This is a genomic window from Acinetobacter sp. YH12201 (assembly GCF_013418145.1).
In the GTDB taxonomy this organism is placed as follows: domain Bacteria; phylum Pseudomonadota; class Gammaproteobacteria; order Pseudomonadales; family Moraxellaceae; genus Acinetobacter.
The window spans coordinates 1-17576 of sequence record NZ_VPCP01000019.1; the positions used below are offsets into that span (position 1 = coordinate 1).

16 protein-coding genes and 2 pseudogenes are annotated in these 17576 nt (G+C 39.4%); 13 read left to right on the top strand and 5 right to left on the bottom strand.

Translation table 11 applies throughout. The features are described from left to right. Positions 1 to 95, top strand: a 95-nt coding sequence (locus FTU91_RS05775; RefSeq protein ID WP_046889966.1) for a transposase domain-containing protein, incomplete at its 5' end; no start/stop codon positions are given. 52 nt (positions 96 to 147) lie between these two features. Continuing rightward, positions 148 to 699: a hypothetical protein gene (locus FTU91_RS05780; RefSeq protein ID WP_180081324.1), complete on the top strand. Its 552-nt coding sequence runs from the start codon at positions 148 to 150 to the stop codon at positions 697 to 699. On the opposite strand, the pseudogene FTU91_RS05785 reads toward FTU91_RS05780, so the two are convergent. Then, positions 693 to 842, bottom strand: a pseudogene (locus FTU91_RS05785) (IS5/IS1182 family transposase); the annotation flags it as partial. The gene FTU91_RS05780 and the pseudogene FTU91_RS05785 sit on opposite strands and share 7 nt — an antisense overlap. Before the next feature lie 617 nt (positions 843 to 1459). Between FTU91_RS05785 and FTU91_RS05790 the strand changes: the two are divergent. From FTU91_RS05790 to FTU91_RS05820, 7 genes are all read left to right on the top strand, one after another. Further along, complete coding sequence (locus tag FTU91_RS05790; protein ID WP_180081326.1) at positions 1460 to 2338, top strand: IS982-like element ISAba4 family transposase; 879 nt, start codon at positions 1460 to 1462, stop codon at positions 2336 to 2338. 146 nt (positions 2339 to 2484) lie between these two features. Next, positions 2485 to 2904: a type IV pilin protein gene (locus FTU91_RS05795; protein WP_180081328.1), complete on the top strand. Its 420-nt coding sequence runs from the start codon at positions 2485 to 2487 to the stop codon at positions 2902 to 2904. Further along, positions 2882 to 3400 (top strand): Tfp pilus assembly protein FimT/FimU, encoded by a 519-nt coding sequence (locus FTU91_RS05800; protein WP_180081330.1) that lies wholly within the window; start codon positions 2882 to 2884, stop codon positions 3398 to 3400. Before FTU91_RS05795 ends, FTU91_RS05800 begins: the two co-directional genes overlap by 23 nt. Continuing rightward, positions 3372 to 3779, top strand: a complete 408-nt coding sequence (locus FTU91_RS05805) for a prepilin-type N-terminal cleavage/methylation domain-containing protein (RefSeq protein ID WP_180081332.1) — start codon at positions 3372 to 3374, stop codon at positions 3777 to 3779. Before FTU91_RS05800 ends, FTU91_RS05805 begins: the two co-directional genes overlap by 29 nt. Positions 3780 to 3781: 2 nt before the next feature. After that, positions 3782 to 4414, top strand: coding sequence for a PilW family protein (locus FTU91_RS05810; protein WP_180081334.1), 633 nt, complete (start codon positions 3782 to 3784; stop codon positions 4412 to 4414). Positions 4415 to 4444: 30 nt separating this feature from the next. Then, positions 4445 to 6874, top strand: a complete 2430-nt coding sequence (locus FTU91_RS05815; RefSeq protein ID WP_180081336.1) for a hypothetical protein — start codon at positions 4445 to 4447, stop codon at positions 6872 to 6874. Between the two features lie 74 nt (positions 6875 to 6948). Continuing rightward, positions 6949 to 8039, top strand: a protein-coding gene (locus FTU91_RS05820; protein ID WP_174894038.1) for an IS4 family transposase whose coding sequence is annotated in 2 segments (ribosomal slippage) — positions 6949 to 7489 and positions 7489 to 8039 — 1092 coding nt in all. Because the reading frame shifts where the segments join, the coding sequence is not laid out codon by codon here. Between the two features lie 737 nt (positions 8040 to 8776). Here the strand turns inward: FTU91_RS05820 and FTU91_RS05825 are convergent. Both FTU91_RS05825 and FTU91_RS05830 read right to left on the bottom strand, forming a co-directional pair. Beyond that, positions 8777 to 9262: a hypothetical protein gene (locus FTU91_RS05825; RefSeq protein WP_180081338.1), complete on the bottom strand. Its 486-nt coding sequence runs from the start codon at positions 9260 to 9262 to the stop codon at positions 8777 to 8779. 80 nt (positions 9263 to 9342) lie between these two features. Then, positions 9343 to 10592: pseudogene (locus FTU91_RS05830) on the bottom strand (YncE family protein). A gap of 354 nt (positions 10593 to 10946) precedes the next feature. On the opposite strand from FTU91_RS05830, the gene FTU91_RS05835 reads away from it, so the two are divergent. From FTU91_RS05835 to ahpF, 4 genes are all read left to right on the top strand, one after another. Then, a complete protein-coding gene (locus tag FTU91_RS05835; RefSeq protein WP_180081340.1) occupies positions 10947 to 11735 on the top strand; it encodes a tellurium resistance protein in 789 nt (262 codons plus the stop codon). A 25-nt stretch (positions 11736 to 11760) separates the two neighbouring features. After that, positions 11761 to 12894, top strand: a complete 1134-nt coding sequence (locus FTU91_RS05840; RefSeq protein WP_180081342.1) for a toxic anion resistance protein — start codon at positions 11761 to 11763, stop codon at positions 12892 to 12894. A 42-nt stretch (positions 12895 to 12936) separates the two neighbouring features. Then, a complete protein-coding gene (locus tag FTU91_RS05845) occupies positions 12937 to 13860 on the top strand; it encodes a hypothetical protein (protein ID WP_180081344.1) in 924 nt (307 codons plus the stop codon). A 222-nt stretch (positions 13861 to 14082) separates the two neighbouring features. Further along, on the top strand, positions 14083 to 15648 hold the full coding sequence (ahpF, locus tag FTU91_RS05850) for an alkyl hydroperoxide reductase subunit F (RefSeq protein ID WP_180081346.1): 1566 nt from the start codon (positions 14083 to 14085) through the stop codon (positions 15646 to 15648). Positions 15649 to 15880: 232 nt separating this feature from the next. Here ahpF and FTU91_RS05855 read toward each other — a convergent pair whose 3' ends face one another. Then, positions 15881 to 16135 carry a YfhL family 4Fe-4S dicluster ferredoxin gene (locus FTU91_RS05855; RefSeq protein WP_180081348.1) on the bottom strand — a complete coding sequence of 85 codons (255 nt, stop codon included), beginning with the start codon at positions 16133 to 16135 and terminating at the stop codon, positions 15881 to 15883. 14 nt (positions 16136 to 16149) lie between these two features. After that, on the bottom strand, positions 16150 to 17550 hold the full coding sequence (gene yegQ, locus FTU91_RS05860; protein ID WP_180043889.1) for a tRNA 5-hydroxyuridine modification protein YegQ: 1401 nt from the start codon (positions 17548 to 17550) through the stop codon (positions 16150 to 16152). Positions 17551 to 17576: the final 26 nt, after the last annotated feature.

Consider the following 17576-nt stretch of genomic DNA (forward strand, 5'->3'; position numbering starts at 1 on the left):
CCTATTTAAGTGATGTGCTGAAAAGGCTGCCGACACATAAAGTGACCCAGATTGAAGAGTTACTGCCACACTGCTGGAAACCTAAATCGAATTAAAAATTGGTATGGGATTCAGCGGACGCTTACGTTAGAACATCAGCCCAATCTAGTGATTTTTGCATTAGGTACTGAAGTAGCATCTAATCAATTCAATCGATTAGTTTGGGTGAATCCGTTTAATTTTGAAGCTGTAGAAAAATTGATCGTTATTCTATTAGAGTGGATGTATAAACCGATATTGCAATCTTATTCAAAAGCTTTGCCACTTGGTAGAATCCCGCAATCTGTCAGAAATGAACTTGGTTTGCATCATTATGTCGAAGATAAGGATGAGCAAATACTACTGGTTAATGCGCTTAGTCCTCAACAATTAAGTGCTTTAGAGTCCGTATGTATCTCATCCAATACTGAGCATATTTATAAAGCGATCAAAAAGCAGCATGATGATTACCTCCATATTACGCACTGTCCGATTTGCTTATCTCAGGCAGATTTTCATCCCCGACCAACAAATCAAACATTTACTGCTGAATGTACGAATTTGGAATGTGGGGTAAATTACAAACTGGTCAGTAATAGCAATCACGATAAAGAATTTTATTTACAGGTATCAGGTGACTGGAAGAAGGGTGGAAGGTGGAATTTAAATTTCAGAGTTTGATTTCGACCTTGTTTGCCTTGTGGTTGTGCATACCATTGAGTAGATGGATCAAACCAAATTGAAATGTTTCCTAGATTGATTAAAGAGCGATTGTACGAGGACCAATTCGTTGAACAATAAATTTTAGGTGTAGGCTTGTTCATTTTGAAATTATATTGCTGAATAAGCCGTTAATGATAGGTTTGTGTAACAAAGCTGTTGCAGGAGAGAGGCGATGATGATCTAATTTTTTCTTTATAATTTAAAAAATTGGAGGTTGTTAGTATAGGGAAGAAAAAATCAAGTAGAAAATTAGCAACTACTATTGATATTTTGACTTGTTAAATTTTAATTGAGAGTTGGCAAACCACATAATAATTTCATTGGGATTATCGACTAACTGAATGCCTGCACGAAGGTAACCATAATGTTCATATAAAATAACTTGTCCTACAAAATATACTTTTCTGTTATGTACACTTGAATTGAAATTGATGTAGTGAGGTATAGATGATTTTTTTTAGATTTATATGATCACATATAGTTTTTTGTTTGCCCATATCTCTCTTATAAATTCTGATGGTAGTTAGTGTTATGTAATCTTTAGATTCTGTATATTTATATCGGTCAGTAAATGTAATTGGAGATTCTTCATCTGTACAGCCTAACTGCATAAGTTGCGTTCTAATATAACCCGAATTACGGATAAGAAAAGCCCTTGAAAAAAAGGTAGTTAGAGCCATTTAGAAAGTTACGACACAACCTAAAAGCTCTAACTACCATGTACGATTTTACAGAAATTTTTTGTATTGTTGATGATTTTTTCAAAAAATTTGAACCCATCTATTGGCAATTTCTCAAGCAAGAAAACAAACGTCAACGTATCAGACAAGCAACGCTATCTTTATCAGAAATTGTGGCTATCTCCATCTACTATAAAACATCTCAAGTACATAATTTTAAGATGTTTTTTAACTTGCTTTGTCAGTTTGAAAGCAAACTCTTTAAAGACTTGCCTTGTTATAAAAACCTGATTACCCTCATCAATCAGCACCAACTTGCTATTCATGCTTTGCTTTATGCGTTGAGCCAAAAAGATGAAAGCTCATATTTATGGATTGATTCAAAACCTTTACCTGTTTGTAAAAATAAAAGAATCCCTAAAGGTCATCATGCTTTAGATGAGATTGCTTCTCGTGGTAAAAGTACGATGGGCTGGTTTTATGGTTGCAAATTACACTTGCTGATGAATCAAGAGGGTGAAATTGTAAATTCAGATTTATCAAACGGACATATTGCTGATCTTAAAAAAGTTGAGGATTTAGTGAATGGCTTATCAGCAACGGTCTATGGTGATAGAGGCTACATTAGCCAACCATTGAAAGAAACACTTAAAGAGCAAGGCATTGATTTAATTACTTATCCAAGAAAAAATATGAGAGTGACCTTATTGCCATTTTCTGATGAATTTCATCTACGACAACGTAAAAAAATTGAAACATTGATAGGATTATTGAAAGAAAAATATCACTTAGTTACGAGTAAACATCGTTCGATTGCTGGTTTTTTAGCAGGCGTATTTTCTTCACTATGTGCGTATCAACTTTGCCAAAAGAATAAGCCTAAAATTCATGTGATTAAATCTTTGGCTTATCCGTAACTGGGGTTATATAGCATGTTTTATTTTACATTTTATCGTAAAATTAACACACTTTGTCATATTCGAGTTGTTGGACTTAGCTAAGTATTTTAATCTTCCATTCATTACTAGTAGAAGCTAGATAGCGTTTTAAATTTGGGGTATACATGAAAAAAATAAATGGATTTACATTAATTGAACTTATGATCGTTGTGGTCATTATGGCTATTTTGGCAGCAATTGCTTTACCAAGTTATCAAAATTATGTCACTCGCGCCAAAATTAAAGAAGCTCAATCTAATCTGATTGCATTATCTCTTTCTGCTGAAAATATGTACCAAAGAACGCTTAGTTATCCTGAGGCAACACCAGCAACAACAACAACTGCAGCGACAAAAGCAAAATTTAGCTCATGGAATCCTAGTTCATCAGACTTCAAATATACCTATTTATCTGATAAATCGACCTATACATTAACTGCAACGGGCGAAACGAGTACAAAAGTCAGTGGCTGTACACTTACTTTAACAAATGCAGGTGTACAAAGTGGCCCAGGATGTGGTCATGGCTCTACATGGATTAAATAATATGAAGCGAACACAGCGACTAAATCCGCAGCAGGGATTTACACTTATTGAACTGATGCTCACCATCACCGTGATGACAATTGTTTTATTTATCGGAAGTTCGCTCACAAGTGCATGGGTCGACCAAAGCCAAGTTAATAATGCGACTTCGAGTATTCAAAATGCTATTTCTCAAGCGAAAGCCCTCGCGCTTCGTAATACCAATAACACCCCTCTCACTGATGCAGCAGCTTCAGCATGTTTAGAGAGTGATGGGACAAAAAATATCCTTAAAGTGGTCCGAGGTGCATGTACACCGTCAACCACTGCAGTTCAAGTGATGCCAATTTCTAATCGCATTACCATTAAAGAGGATCCGAACTCTCCCCAACAAATTACATGTATTTCATTTAACTCAATTGGTGTAGTCGTTCCAGTTACAGGTTGTTTGGCTTCCTCAAACCCAACGTTGACTATAGGAAAGAATAATGAATCAGCCACTATCGTCATTCGCTAATCAACGTGGTTTCACCTTAATGGAATCATTAATCGCCTTGGTTCTTTTTGCCATTATTATTTTGGGGAGTGGCGCTGCGATCAAAAGTATGTTGACGACTCAAAAAGAAATGAACATCGGATTTATTGTGGTCAATGAGATGCAAAATAGATTACAAGCTGCTCAGACTCAAACTAATGTTACTAATTTATGTGGGCGTGTCTCTATAACAGATAAATCCGTCGGGAATACAGTCTATCATTTCAAGTGTTTCTCTCAAAAAATGAGCACAGATTGGGCTGTGGAAATGCCTATTTTGGTTGCTAGTGAAAAAGCTAATGTTTTAGATAGTTGTATCACAGATACCCCCGATCCATCATGTTATGTAGTTGGGAGATAAGCATGAAAAAGAATGGTTTTACCATGCTAGAGCTACTTATAGGATTAGTGGTTGCTATGCTCTGCATGATCATGATGCTGATGACCTTTAAACAGATTTCTAAAGTCAGTTTAGAGTCATCTTTAGATGCAGAATATGATACCCAAGTGCAACTCGGTATGCTTGTCCTACAAAAAGTCATTCAGAATGCAGGTTATGGTTCAGGCAATGCTGCAGATATTTTAGTCGATGACAATAAGCTGTACTTACGTTTTACACCTGATCTTGCAATACCTACGGTCATTAAATGCCAAGCTTTAACTTTTGAAAATGATGTTACCAATAAAGAGTATAAATTATTTTTACTCGAAAACACTGTGAACTGTGGTACCACTACCTCGTTAAATAGTATTGCATGGACAAATTTAAATACAACTAAAAGCCCACTTATCACCATTAAAAATAAAGAGATTAGTGCAACAACACCACCCATTTTTAGCTTTAGTGTGCAAAGTTTAACGAGTCCACAAAAATGCACCCCTTATGGTATCAGTAATAGTAACCCTTCAGGAACTAAGACTGTGACTGTGACAGCACAAGGGCAACATATTAACGAAAAGCAAATTCAATCCTTGATTTGCTTAAACAATATTTAACGCCAATTAACTTGAATGTGAGGATGAGCAATGCAAACATTTAAAAAACAACAAGGCATGGCAACGATTCTTTTAGTATTGCTCATTGGAATCACAGTCATGTTAATTACGGCTTCTGTTGCACGAGCTTTAATGACAAAAAAAGAAGCAGCAACGGCTGCCCATGCACAAACCAATGCACAAATTTTAGGATGGTCTGGTGTAAGTGCTTTTAGAGAGTTTTTGGTACAAACTGGAGGAAGTACGTTTGAGGGCTTAGATACCTTGAAAGCGCATGGTTATGAAAAAACATTAACAACATCAAATGGCAATACAGTCAAAGCTAAAAATATTATTGTCACAGGCTGTGAAACTGCAACTGCAGCCTGTTCTGTAACAGCTGACATTTATGCAAATAACTCTAAAGCAAAAGCAGGAACAATTATTACGGTCGTTTACGAGTTAAATATCGTCAATAATACTGTGACCGTGACTGAGCCGACAATCAAAGCAAGCCTTGGAGGCGATACGTATTTCCATGGTGGAACCATCAGAGCCGAAGGACCATCGCCATCAGCAGTTGTCTTAAATATTGATGGTAAACTAGAAATCGACACAGATTTTACATTAGAAAATATTTCTAGTCTGACTTTTAATGTCGATGGAGATGTACGAATCGTTTGTAGTGATCTGAAAGCAGGTTGTAGCCAATTTCATAATGTAGACATTAATGCTAAAGGTAATGTCCATATTAGCGATGACATTGTGAGTGCTTATACAAATTTAGGTAATATTTATGCTGAAGGGAATGTTACCCTACAAACTCATATTAACGCTAAAAACATTTATTCATTAGGCGATGTAAAAATTAGCTTACAGTCTACCGCTCAGGATATTCAAGCGGTTGGCAATGTAACCATTTTTGATAGATCTCACGTAGGTCATATCTCTTCAAACCGAAACGTAGAAGTGAATACAGACTCTTCAGCAAGTAGTGTGAGAGCATTAGGCTATGTTTGGATGCATACAAATGGTGTTATCAACGGCGATGTTTATGCTCGAGGTGATTATAAAACAAGTACGGGTAATGACACTGTACGCGTAGGTTCACTTAGTTCTGAAGTAAAAGGTACAATTTATGCTCATGGGGATGTTAGTATACCTGTAATGCCTGCTAGAGCACACGATATTCATACTACAGGAGATGTTACAGGTACTGGATATACAGGCACAATAAAGAAAAATCTGACAACATCTCCTTTACCAAGTCAATTCATTCCAAGACCTTCAGTGGCAAATTATCCAGTTGATCCAAACGCTATTAGACAACATATTGCTCCGAACCTAGATTTTAAAACATTAGTTGATGTCACTAAATATAAGCTTGATGCAAACTACATTTTTCAGACACCTACGGGTACATCAGGACAAGGCTTTAATCGCGTTTTTCTGAACCATCTGAAAAATCCTGCAAATGGTGATATTTACATATATGGTCAAAATAGTTCGGGTAAGTATGAACAACAAATTATTCAAGCAGGAACCACAACTCCTATTAAATTAGAAGATGGTAAAGGTGTATATCTTGCAGACTATAATTACCCTGGTTTTAATCCTAGCGGTGCTTTATGTCATAAGGTAAGCTCTAAAACCTGTAGCAGTGAAATTATTAGTTTCTTCCCCCGTGTAGGTTCAAACCGTATTGGTATTACTGCTCAAGATTATGACCACACAGCAACTAATATTTGGGAACTTAGAACAGGTAGTGCTAACTCGACAATTGTTAATGCGACTTTTGCACCTGGTATCTTCTATTTTGATGGTAGGGTCGATATTTCAGGACCTGTTGGTACTCCTACAACAGCTGTTTACACTAATACAATCTTAGCTGAAGGAGATATCACCTTCTCCGCTACTTCACCAATATTATATTCGCCTTATAATGTGGTACGTAATGGAAATCCAGAGATTATTTGTGACAGATCAATTCAAACCGTGAGTGGTGGTGCATTCACACCGAGTAGCACAACACCTGCCACTTTATCAAATAAGTTTTTGATACCAATTAATTTATGCAAAACTTCTTCCGAGTTTTCATATTCTATGAATCGTAATCCTGATGATCCAAGTGAATGGTTATATGTAAATATTGATGGGCAGGATGTGCCAAAACTTGACTTAGGTTACGTTGCTTTTATGTCTAATGGCTTTGTAGATGCAGGTACATGCTCTATTATCTACGGAGACATACTTGCTCGAGATGTCGTGCGAGGCTCACATTTAACAACATGTAAGAATGGTGCTGGAATGATTGGAAATATTTCCTCTCAAGGTGTCAATAAAAATGTAACTGGAAATAGTCTTGGCGCTGGTTCTGTATATACCATCCCGCAAACTAATACCAATGTATCTCCAGGTAAAACTACCACAACCACGACTAGTTCTTTTGGACTTAATCAAAAATGGGCACGTTATAAATAATCCCTCTGTACACGACAAAAATAGATAACTCATTGAAATAATGACATAATAATTGTTTTCTAACGACGAATACTATGACACATCTCAATGAGTTATATCTTATCTTAAACAAATATCTAAAATGGAACAAGTCACATTTAAAGTGCTTTGCGCTCATCATGCTTGTGATCATTTTAAAGCAAACATGTAATCTTTCTTCTGCATCTAAAGCCTTGCCCATCAAGTGCTTACCACAATCATTTTATCGACGTATGCAGCGCTTCTTTGCAGGTCAGTATTTTGATTATCGTCAAATTTCTCAGTTGATTTTCAATATGTTTTCATTCGACAAAGTGCAACTGACTCTAGATAGAACCAATTGGAAATGGGGAAAACGAAATATTAATATCCTGATGCTTGCGATCGTTTATCGTGGAATAGCGATACCTATCGTTTGGACATTACTGAATAAACGTGGAAATTCAGATACGAAAGAGCGTATTGCTTTGATTCAACGCTTTATATCCATTTTTGGTAAAGACCGTATGGTGAATGTGTTCGCAGATAGAGAGTTTATCGGTGAGCAGTGGTTTACATGGTTAATTGAACAAGACATCAACTTCTGCATTCGTGTTAAAAAAACTTTATTGTCACCAATCATTTAGGAAAGAATCATAAAATCAGTGATTTATTTCGCCATCTTCAAGTTGGTCAAATTGAATGTCGTAAACGACGGATTTTGGTTGGTCGGGTGAAACTATATATAAGTGCACTACAGTTAGAAAATGGAGAGCTTTTACTCGTCGTTTCTCCTCAGTTTAATGCCAATGCTATTCAGGATTATGCATTACGCTGGGAAATTGAAACCTTATTCAGTTGTCTCAAGGGACGCGGCTTTAATCTTGAAAATACGCGCTTGACAGACCCTAGACGAGTGAAAAAATTGATTGCGGTTTTAGCTATAAGCTTCTGTTGGTGCTACTTAACGGGTGAATGGCAACATGATCAAAAAAAAGCGATAAAAATAAAGAAGCATGGACGACTCTCAATGAGTTTATTTCGCTATGGTTTAGACTATGTTCAAATGGCGATTCAGCGTTTAAGTGGTTTTGGGAAAAAAGAAGAGTTTAAGGAAATTCTGGCAATTTTAAGAAGACAGAAGCCTGATAGGATAAGGGTTCTGTGAAATTTGTCGTGTACAGAGATCTTTTATAAATTTTGGTAGTTTTTGATATTCATATATTTAAAATACATATTTAGAATGCGCCAACAAATTGAAACGCTGTAGTTTCTCTGGTTTTGGTCCTATGCATCCCTCGCATGGGACTTTTTTTTGGAAAAAATTATGCTCCAATTCTTAATGTGTTTATTTGGCCTGCATGGTGCTACTGAAGTTGACTACACGGTTGATGACAAAGAAATCAAGGTGTGTCGGGATTGTTTGAAAGAGATTGGTTAAGGCGGTTTTCATTTTTTATCATGCTTTAGATAATCAATTTTTAGAACTTAATAAGAATGAAAAATGCATTGTAAGCACATTGGCTGAGAAAGTAATTAGATCAAAATATCAAAGGTGAAAATCTTGATGTATTGGGATTGGTAGTTCCCTCAAGTTTAGAATAAATTGGATTGTAGGGTCTTGGGCTTTCCTTTGCTAAATGTGCGAAAGTTGTAAATGATCATCTATTTAGCAAAGCCTTTGAAAAATTTTGTCAAAAATTGAGAGGATTGACACCTGAGCTGCAAAAATGATTGGACGAGCACACTATTTATTAATATTGGGTGAAATAGATAAGGCAACATATTTTAATGTTTCAGACTATATTAAATTTTTTCATACCTGATAAATCGTCTTTATTTTTTTCCCTTCATAGGAAGAAATAAAAGGTGCTGATGAAAGAAGTTCATTAACGTTATTGATTATCACGACTGTACTTTTTGTATAGCACTACGCTTAAGCTGTTCTAACTCTATAATATTTTGGTCAATCTGACGTTCCATTGCCGGTAAAATCTGCCTTAAAAACTGGCAATATGAAATAGCTTCATCCGCAGCAACCGTGCCTGTTCTGACCAGCTGTTTTTGCTGTTCCAACATTTGGCTCACCTGACGTAAATCGGGCTGCTGTCCATGACTCAATGCGTCGCTCATTGCTGAAAAATCTTTATACAGTTTGTCACGTTGTTGAAGTAATTCTGCCTGATTGGATAGCGGAACTGTATTTGCTTGAACTGGTGTGGTAGATAGCACTTTTTTTTCAACAGTAGGTGTGGCTACAGCTGGAGTGGGTTTTGCTTTTGCTGTATCTACCGGTGGAGAGGAAAGCGGTTTAAATATATAAACTACGATGATAAGGGACAAGGTCACAATAAAACCAATGATAAGACCAAATTTTGTGCTGCGATCCATGCTGGAAATCCTATTCATGCATTTAAATGAAAACAGACCCAATCTTAAGATCAGGCCTGTACGATTTATAAATTAAACAGTTAAGGGGTAGACCAGCCCGCAGGTGCATAACCGATACGAACCCGTTGTGGGTGATTTCCAACAGGAACACTCAGTACTTTTTCACCCGTTGCGAAATCAATCACGGTAACCACATCAGCCGCACTTTCAGAAATTACACAGCTTTTACCATCTGGACTTTGTGTTGCCCAATAAGGCTTGCCTGCAGCAATCAGCTTTCCGGCTTTCAGGGTTGAGCGGTTGACAATGGTTGCATAGTCATCCATGGTTCCGGCGACACATAGTTTTTCACCATCAGCACTAATTGATAATCCATGATGACGCGAGTCATTTACATATTTGGTCCGGTCAGACGGAATAGTCGAGCTACCTGGGAGTTGACCAATTCGAGTAACTTTATTCTGATTCAGGTCATATTCGATCAAGCCATTAAAAAATGAAATCTGGGCATAAATTTTACTTTCATCATTACTCAGGACAATCGGACGTACCGCATTGGACAGATCTTTACGGCCAACTGCATCCAGCACCGGACGGAAATCGATGGTCTTGAGGACTTTAAAAGTATTGGCATCGGCAATGGTGAGGAGTCGCTTCCCCTTGGTGAAATCTTGCCATGCGGCATCCATAGATGTTTCCACATTACCAATGGCTGAGTTTAGAATTTTTGTGCCACCGTTAAAGAAAATATTTTCATGCGGTTTGTCGCCAGTTGCAAAGCGTCCCAATTCTTTACCGGTATTGATTCCAGCACCTGAACCACATTACCTGAAGATGCCGATACCGCTAAGCGCTGACCATCAGGAGAAACTGCCATATGATCGGAACGGAAGCCTTCTACAGGTGTACGCCAGTTGATTTTACCCGTCGCAATATTAATCGACACCACATCGGCAAAACTTGGGCGTGATGCCACCACAGATTTGCCATCTGGTGTGGAATACATGTCATCCACCAGCTGATCATGACCTTCTCCAGCGGTGGACTGAATGTAAGTATAGGCAATCAGTTTAATTGGATTGAGGTGGATTTCCGTCAAACGCTCTTTGCGATCAGGAACCATGTTGATCACACCGATTTTACCAAAATCACCCGATGGACGAATGACGGTTACCGTTCCATCCCAGTTATTGCCCACAAAAAATACCTGTTGGCTATTCGCCGGGGCAGGCATTCCAGATGTCGTGGCATGGCTATTCAGGGATGTGAATGCGATTGCTGCAAATAACGCATTTACACTCCATTTGAGGAAAAGATTTTTGTTTTTCATATCATTATTCTCCGATTCAGCTCCATGAAATCGATTTTTTATTTGAATTTTCTCATTGCTGTCGAATACTCCTGTATTCGCTGAAGCATAGAATAAAGAATTCAACCATCAAATCTTGGATAATCCGATAAAAACACGCGCTAAAAATGACCTGAATAAGTCTTTTATTTTATAAATATTTGAATAATCAATTTATTATGAGGACAGAGCAGATTGTTTTTCCGACGGATTGCCGAACCCTATTTTAGCTTTTAGCCACATCTCTGATGGAGGTACGGAAAAATTGCAAAACACTACATGATCTTTTATACAGAAGTCGTACTATAAAAATGATTTTGTTGAGTTTCCAATATTATGTCTCAGATAGATATGCTTTTTGCCTTAGCCGACATTGAAGTGAATCGGGCTGAACTGCTGTCTATTCAGCAGAATGATTTGGTCCCTTTGCTGCAGGATCAATATCGTCTGAATCATTATGCCGATTCAGTCATTCAGGCTCAGTCGGTGCTATTAAACGGGGTTGATCCACATCTGACCCAGCAATTAAGCAGCACCATAGAACAGCTGATTCAGGCATTGGCCGATTCAAAAAAATATCTGACCCGCCGCAAGTTTAATGCCTTGCAAAAGTGGCTGGGGGTTGATCTGGAATATGGTTCCGGGCAGGTCGAGTATTATAAAAACCTGGACCAATTGCTTCATCGGGCCAATCAATTAAGTCAAAAATTGCAGATTGAAATACAAAAGTCCCAGGCACGTTTTCAGCAGTTACTCGGGCATCGTGAGCAAATGACAAAATACATTCGGGCAGCGCAGGAATTTTTACAGGAATATCCAAATTTCGTCAGGAATATACATCCGCTGGATAATTTTGCTGAAAGGTTATCGAAAAAAATCAATTCATTACAAACTTTGCAAGCCAGTAATGATATTGCAATTACACAGATGCAATTATCGCAGCAGCTTTCTTTTACTTTGCTGGACCGTTTTAAAGAGGCGCAGCAGATACTGATTCCTGCCTGGCAATATCATGTTAAACAAAGCAATCAGAACAGTTCGGGCATTGAACTGGACAAGCTGGAGCATAGCAGAGAGAAGTTAATTCATACTTTAAGAAAATCACTCGAGAAACCTATACATTAATCAGACCCTAATTTTCAGGTGAAGCATGACCGATTTAGAACACAAAGATTTACCCGCTGACGCCTCTCAGGATCTTGTACAGCAACAGTTTCAGCAATTGAATTTACAGGAAATGGGTTTGCAGGATTCAGACTTTAATGAAGTGATGAATGCACATAAAGAACTGGCTGAAATGAGCCATAATGCAGTGGCGGAATATGGGAAAAATATTGCGACAAAAACCTCGGGTTATACCGACGAACTGCTGAATCTGGTACAAAATAAAGACCTGGATACGACCGGTCAAAAACTGAATCAGGTAGTGCAGGTTGCCCAGCAGCTCAATAGCAGCAGTATTTTGAACAAGAAACAAAGTACGGGTTTTTTGGGTGGCCTGATCAGTAAAATGAAAGGGGCCAAGCAGAGCTTTGATCAGCATTTTAATAGCACCAAAGAACAGATTGATGCACTGGTCAAAGAAATTGAAACGTCCCAGTCGGGCTTGAAAACCCGTGTGGACACTTTGGATAAAATGTTTCAGGGTGTGCAGGAGGAATACCGACAGCTGGGTATCTATATGGCAGCGGGGAAATTAAAAGAGCAGGAAATTCAACAGCAAATTGCACATTTAACGGCCCAAGCCCAAGATCAGCCTACGGTGCAAAAGATCTATGATCTAAATCATCTGGCCAATAATCTGGAAAAACGGGTCAGTGATTTACAGATTTTGCAGCAGTCTGCCATGCAAACCTTGCCGATGATCCGGATTATCCAGTCCAATAACCTGATGCTTGTCGATAAGTTTTATGCCATTAAAAACATTACCTTACCGGCATGGAAAAACCAGATCAGCTTGGCTATTTCCCTGCATGAACAGAAAAACAGTGTCCAGCTGGCGAATAGTATAGATGATGCCACCAATGACCTGTTACGCCGTAATTCCGACTTGCTGCATCAAAATTCGGTGGCTACGGCCAAAGCCAACCAGCGTTCAGTGATTGATATCGAAACGCTTGAACATGTGCAGAATACCCTCATTAAAACAGTGAATGACGTGATTCAGGTACAAAAAGAGGGGATGCAGAAACGTGCTGAAGCGACAACGCGTTTACGTGCCTTGCAGGAAAATCTGAATCATCTGGTGATAGAATCGAGTAACAGTGGAATGAATAAATCTTAACTATTCGTTTAAGTTCATTGCCAGCACTTTAGGAGAAAGCGTTTGCCTCCCTTGGATGAATATGCTGTGAATTCGCAACAGATCGAAAATGGTGTGGTGATGCTGAAGAAGCGTCAACGCAATGTGATGTTATGGGCGATCACCAGCAGCACCATTTTCCTTGCTTCAGTGGTGGCTTTTTTTCTACAGCATGATTTTGTCTATAGTTTTTTCGGTATTACGACGGAACTGAAACAATTGCATATACCGCTCAGTGTAGATGCAAACCTTACTGAACTTGGTCAGCATCGTGATTATTTTAGCAACCTGTTGTCATGGTTTGGCTGGCTGATTCTAAAGCTGTTTGTTTCTTTTATGGGCGCATTTTTTGTCATTCATTTTCTAAAAAAAATCCGCTTTTTCTATGTCCGTTTTCAGTCTTTTATTTTGAAGTTTGTGGGCTGGATCATTGCTTTTATTATGCTGTGGTCAGGTCTGACCTATCTGCAATATGATTTAAATAATAAAGAGAATGATGCCTATAGGGAAGCGATTCACTATGAGAAAAATATTCAGCAAAGCGAGCTGGCACAATATTTACAGCGTAGCGAAGTCGATGAGCCAGTCAAAGCTTATCTGCTGGCCCAGACAGCATTACTACATCAACCGATAGATAAGGATGCGGCTATTCCACAAGTTCTAGCTTTAGTGAAAGCGGAAAAAACAGATCCTGATTTTTTTGAATATGGTTTTAAACCTGAACAGCTCTGGACCATGCAACACCAGCTTTATGGTCAGAGTTTAACGCCAATGGCAAAGATTGTTTCCAGACAGGTAGCTCAGGCAGAGCAAATGAGTTCAGTGGTACAAATTTTGATTATTGCTGCTGCCATACTGTTCGGAATTTTAAGTGCAATTCTACTGCTGCTGTCGCAGCATTTAAAAAGGCGGATCTTCAGAGTTGAGCAGCGTATGCAGCTTAAATGATGCATTTCAAAAGCCCTGAAATGGGCTTTTATTATTTTTTGATGCCTTTTTCAGTGAGATGATTCAGGCAATGCTGAAGGGCGGGATACACCAAAACAGGGTAAAACTTATTTAATTTAATATTCCGATTGTAATTATAAAAACAAACTGTTTTACCTATTTAAATATTTACCTTACTATAGCTTTATTAAATAAGCATTTACTCCCTTGGAGATGTTAGCCATGTTAGACCAAAATACTTCAGCTCAATTAAAAACTTTATTGGAACGTCTGGAAGGCCCGATTGAACTGGTCGCGACTTTGGATGCTTCAGATAAGTCTGACAAGATTAAAGAACTGGTGACTGAAGTTGCAGCCTTATCTGATTTAGTCACTGCACGCTTCGACGGTACAAATAGCCGTGCACCTAGCTTCGGTATTGCAAAAGCAGGGGAAGAACCGCGTATCTTCTTTGCCGGCTTGCCGATGGGACATGAATTTACTTCCCTCATTCTGGCCTTGTTACAGGTGTCGGGTTATGCCCCGAAAGTGTCGGATGAAGTCCTGGCACAGATCAAGGGTTTAAATTTAACAGCTGATTTTGAAGTGTTTGTCTCGCTCAGCTGCCATAACTGTCCGGACGTGGTGCAAGCCCTCAACCTGATCGCCATCTATAACCCGGGCACCACGGCCACCATGATTGACGGGGCATTTTTCCAGGATGAAGTGGAACAGCGCAAGATCATGGCGGTACCAATGGTGTTCCAGGACAACGCCCACATCGGTCAGGGCCGTATGACGCTGGAAGAGATCATTGCCAAACTGGACAGCAATTCTGCAGCCAAAGACGCCGCAAAGTTAAATGCCAAAGACGCCTTTGATGTACTGGTGATTGGTGGCGGTCCTGCAGGCAACACCGCAGCGATTTATGCCGCGCGTAAAGGCATTAAAACCGGAATTGTGGCAGAGCGCATGGGCGGTCAGGTCATGGATACCATGGATATTGAAAACTATACGTCAGTACAGAAAACCCAGGGTCCGAAGTTTGCCGCCGAGATGGAAGCGCATGTACGTGAGTACGGTGTGGACATCATGAACCTGCAACGTGTTGCTAACATTAAAGGTGCGGATGAAACAGCCAACGGTTTAGTTGAAGTTACTCTGGAAAATGGGGCGAAGTTAGAGTCGAAAACCATCATTCTTTCAACCGGTGCACGCTGGAGAGAGATGAATGTTCCGGGTGAGCAGGAATACAAAACCCGTGGTGTAGCATACTGTCCGCACTGTGATGGTCCACTGTTTAAAGGCAAACGCGTTGCGGTGATTGGTGGAGGTAACTCTGGTGTGGAAGCGGCGATTGACCTGGCCGGGATTGTAGAGCATGTAACTTTGGTGGAGTTTGACACCAAATTGCGTGCCGATCAGGTGCTTCAAGACAAGCTTAACAGCTTGCCAAATACCACCGTGATCAAGAATGCGCTGTCGACTGAAGTAGTCGGTGATGGTTCACAGGTCACTGCACTGAAATACAAGGACCGTGCAACGGATGAAGAACATACGATTGAACTGGCGGGAATTTTTGTACAGATCGGTTTGTTGCCAAACACGGACTTCCTGAAAGAAACAGCTGTTGAACTGACCAATCGTGGCGAGATCGTGATTAACGAGCGCAATGAAACCAATGTCAAGGGTGTGTTTGCTGCCGGTGACTGTACTACCGTGCCGTACAAGCAAATCATCATTGCTACAGGTGAAGGTGCCAAGGCATCGCTATCTGCCTTTGATTACATTATCCGTTCGGGACAGTAATTAAAAAAGCCAAAGTGGCTATGTAAACATAGACACTTTGGCTTTAGTTCCCCAAGTTTTTGTTTTACCCTGTTTATAGGAACTCAGCATGCTAACTCTGGGTTCCTTTTTTTATTATGACCATTTCCATGGTTATTCTGTTCTTCTGCATTTTTTGTTTTGCTTTTTTATTGTTCTTTCCCCAAGCTTTTTAAATTTAATTAAGCAAGTTATATGCCATTTTCAAATATTTTTAAGATTTGAATAAATTCAAGCTCTTAAACTTCTGAATCAACTGTTCTTGCGTTTCCATATGTTCAGGATGCGGAATAATGCACTCAATTGGACACACGGCTATACAGGTTTGGTGCTCATAAAAGCCGACACATTCTGTACAGCGCTTCACATCAATTTCATACACCTTGTCACCCTCATAAATGGCCTCATTCGGACATTCAGGCAAACACATATCGCAGTTGATACATTTATCGGTAATCAGTAAAGCCATCCTGATCTCTCAAACTAGATGGCTTGATAAGCCAAAGAAGATGCTGAAATATCTGCTGTTGAATTCGGTAAGTTGCGAATCAACAGGGCATAGTTCATATCTACATCCGCAGGAACAGGAATATCCACGACATGGCCTGAACCTTTGGCATCTTCAATCAGGTTACCTTTTTTATCTTTCATTTCTGTTAAAGTAAAAGTGATATTGCCTGAAGTGGTCATCAGCTCAAGCGAGTCACCCACCACAAAACGGTTTTTTACTTCAATCTTGATATAGTCACCGTTACGCTCTAATACTTCACCAACAAATTGCTGATGGTCAAAACGCGATGAACCGGTTTCATAATTTTGATATTCAGTATGTACATGACGACGCAGGAAACCTTCGGTATAACCACGATTCGCCAGGCCTTCCAGCTGAGTCATCAGGGATGGATCAAACGGTTTACCCTCTAGCGCATCATCAATCGCTTTACGGTAGATCTGTGCAGTACGCGCGCAGTAGAAATATGATTTGGTACGACCTTCAATTTTTAAGGAATGAATGCCCATTTTGGTTAAACGGTCGACATGCTGTACCGCACGCAAATCTTTAGAGTTCATGAAGTAGGTGCCATGTTCGTCTTCTTCAGCTGCAAACATGTCTTCTTCATTGCGTTGTAATAAAACCGGCTCGCCAAATTGGTGTTGTTCTAGGGCGTGTTGCTCATCGGCATCTTTGTTTTTGCAGCATGATGATGATTCTTCAATTTGTTGAACTGGAATCACATCTCCAGTTTCATCTTCAGCTGCTTCGTGAATTTTATAGTCCCAGCGACAGGCATTGGTGCAGGCGCCTTGATTAGCATCACGTTTATTCATATAGCCAGAAAGTAAGCAACGACCGGAATAAGCCATACATAATGCACCATGCACGAAAACTTCAATTTCCATGTCTGGGACATTATTTTTAATTTCTTCAATTTCTTCGATAGAAAGTTCACGTGACAGAATGACACGAGTCAGACCCATGTTTTTCCAGAATTTGACTGTTGCCCAGTTCACGGCATTGGCTTGTACAGACAGATGTACAGGCATGTCGGGAAAATGTTCACGCACCATCATAATCAGACCCGGGTCAGACATAATCAGTGCATCCGGATTCATGGCAACCACTGGTTCCAGGTCACGAATGAAGTTTTTTAACTTGGAGTTATGCGGTTGAATGTTCACCACCACATAAAACTTTTTACCTAAAGCGTGTGCCTCGGCAATGCCAATGGCCAGATTGTCATGATCAAAAGCATTGTTACGCACACGTAAACTATAACGTGGCTGACCTGCATATACCGCATCGGCACCATAGGCAAAAGCATAGCGCATGTTTTTTAGTGAGCCGGCAGGTGAAAGAAGTTCTGTAACGTGAGTAATGCTCATGACAAAATTAAAGGCATATTAAAAAT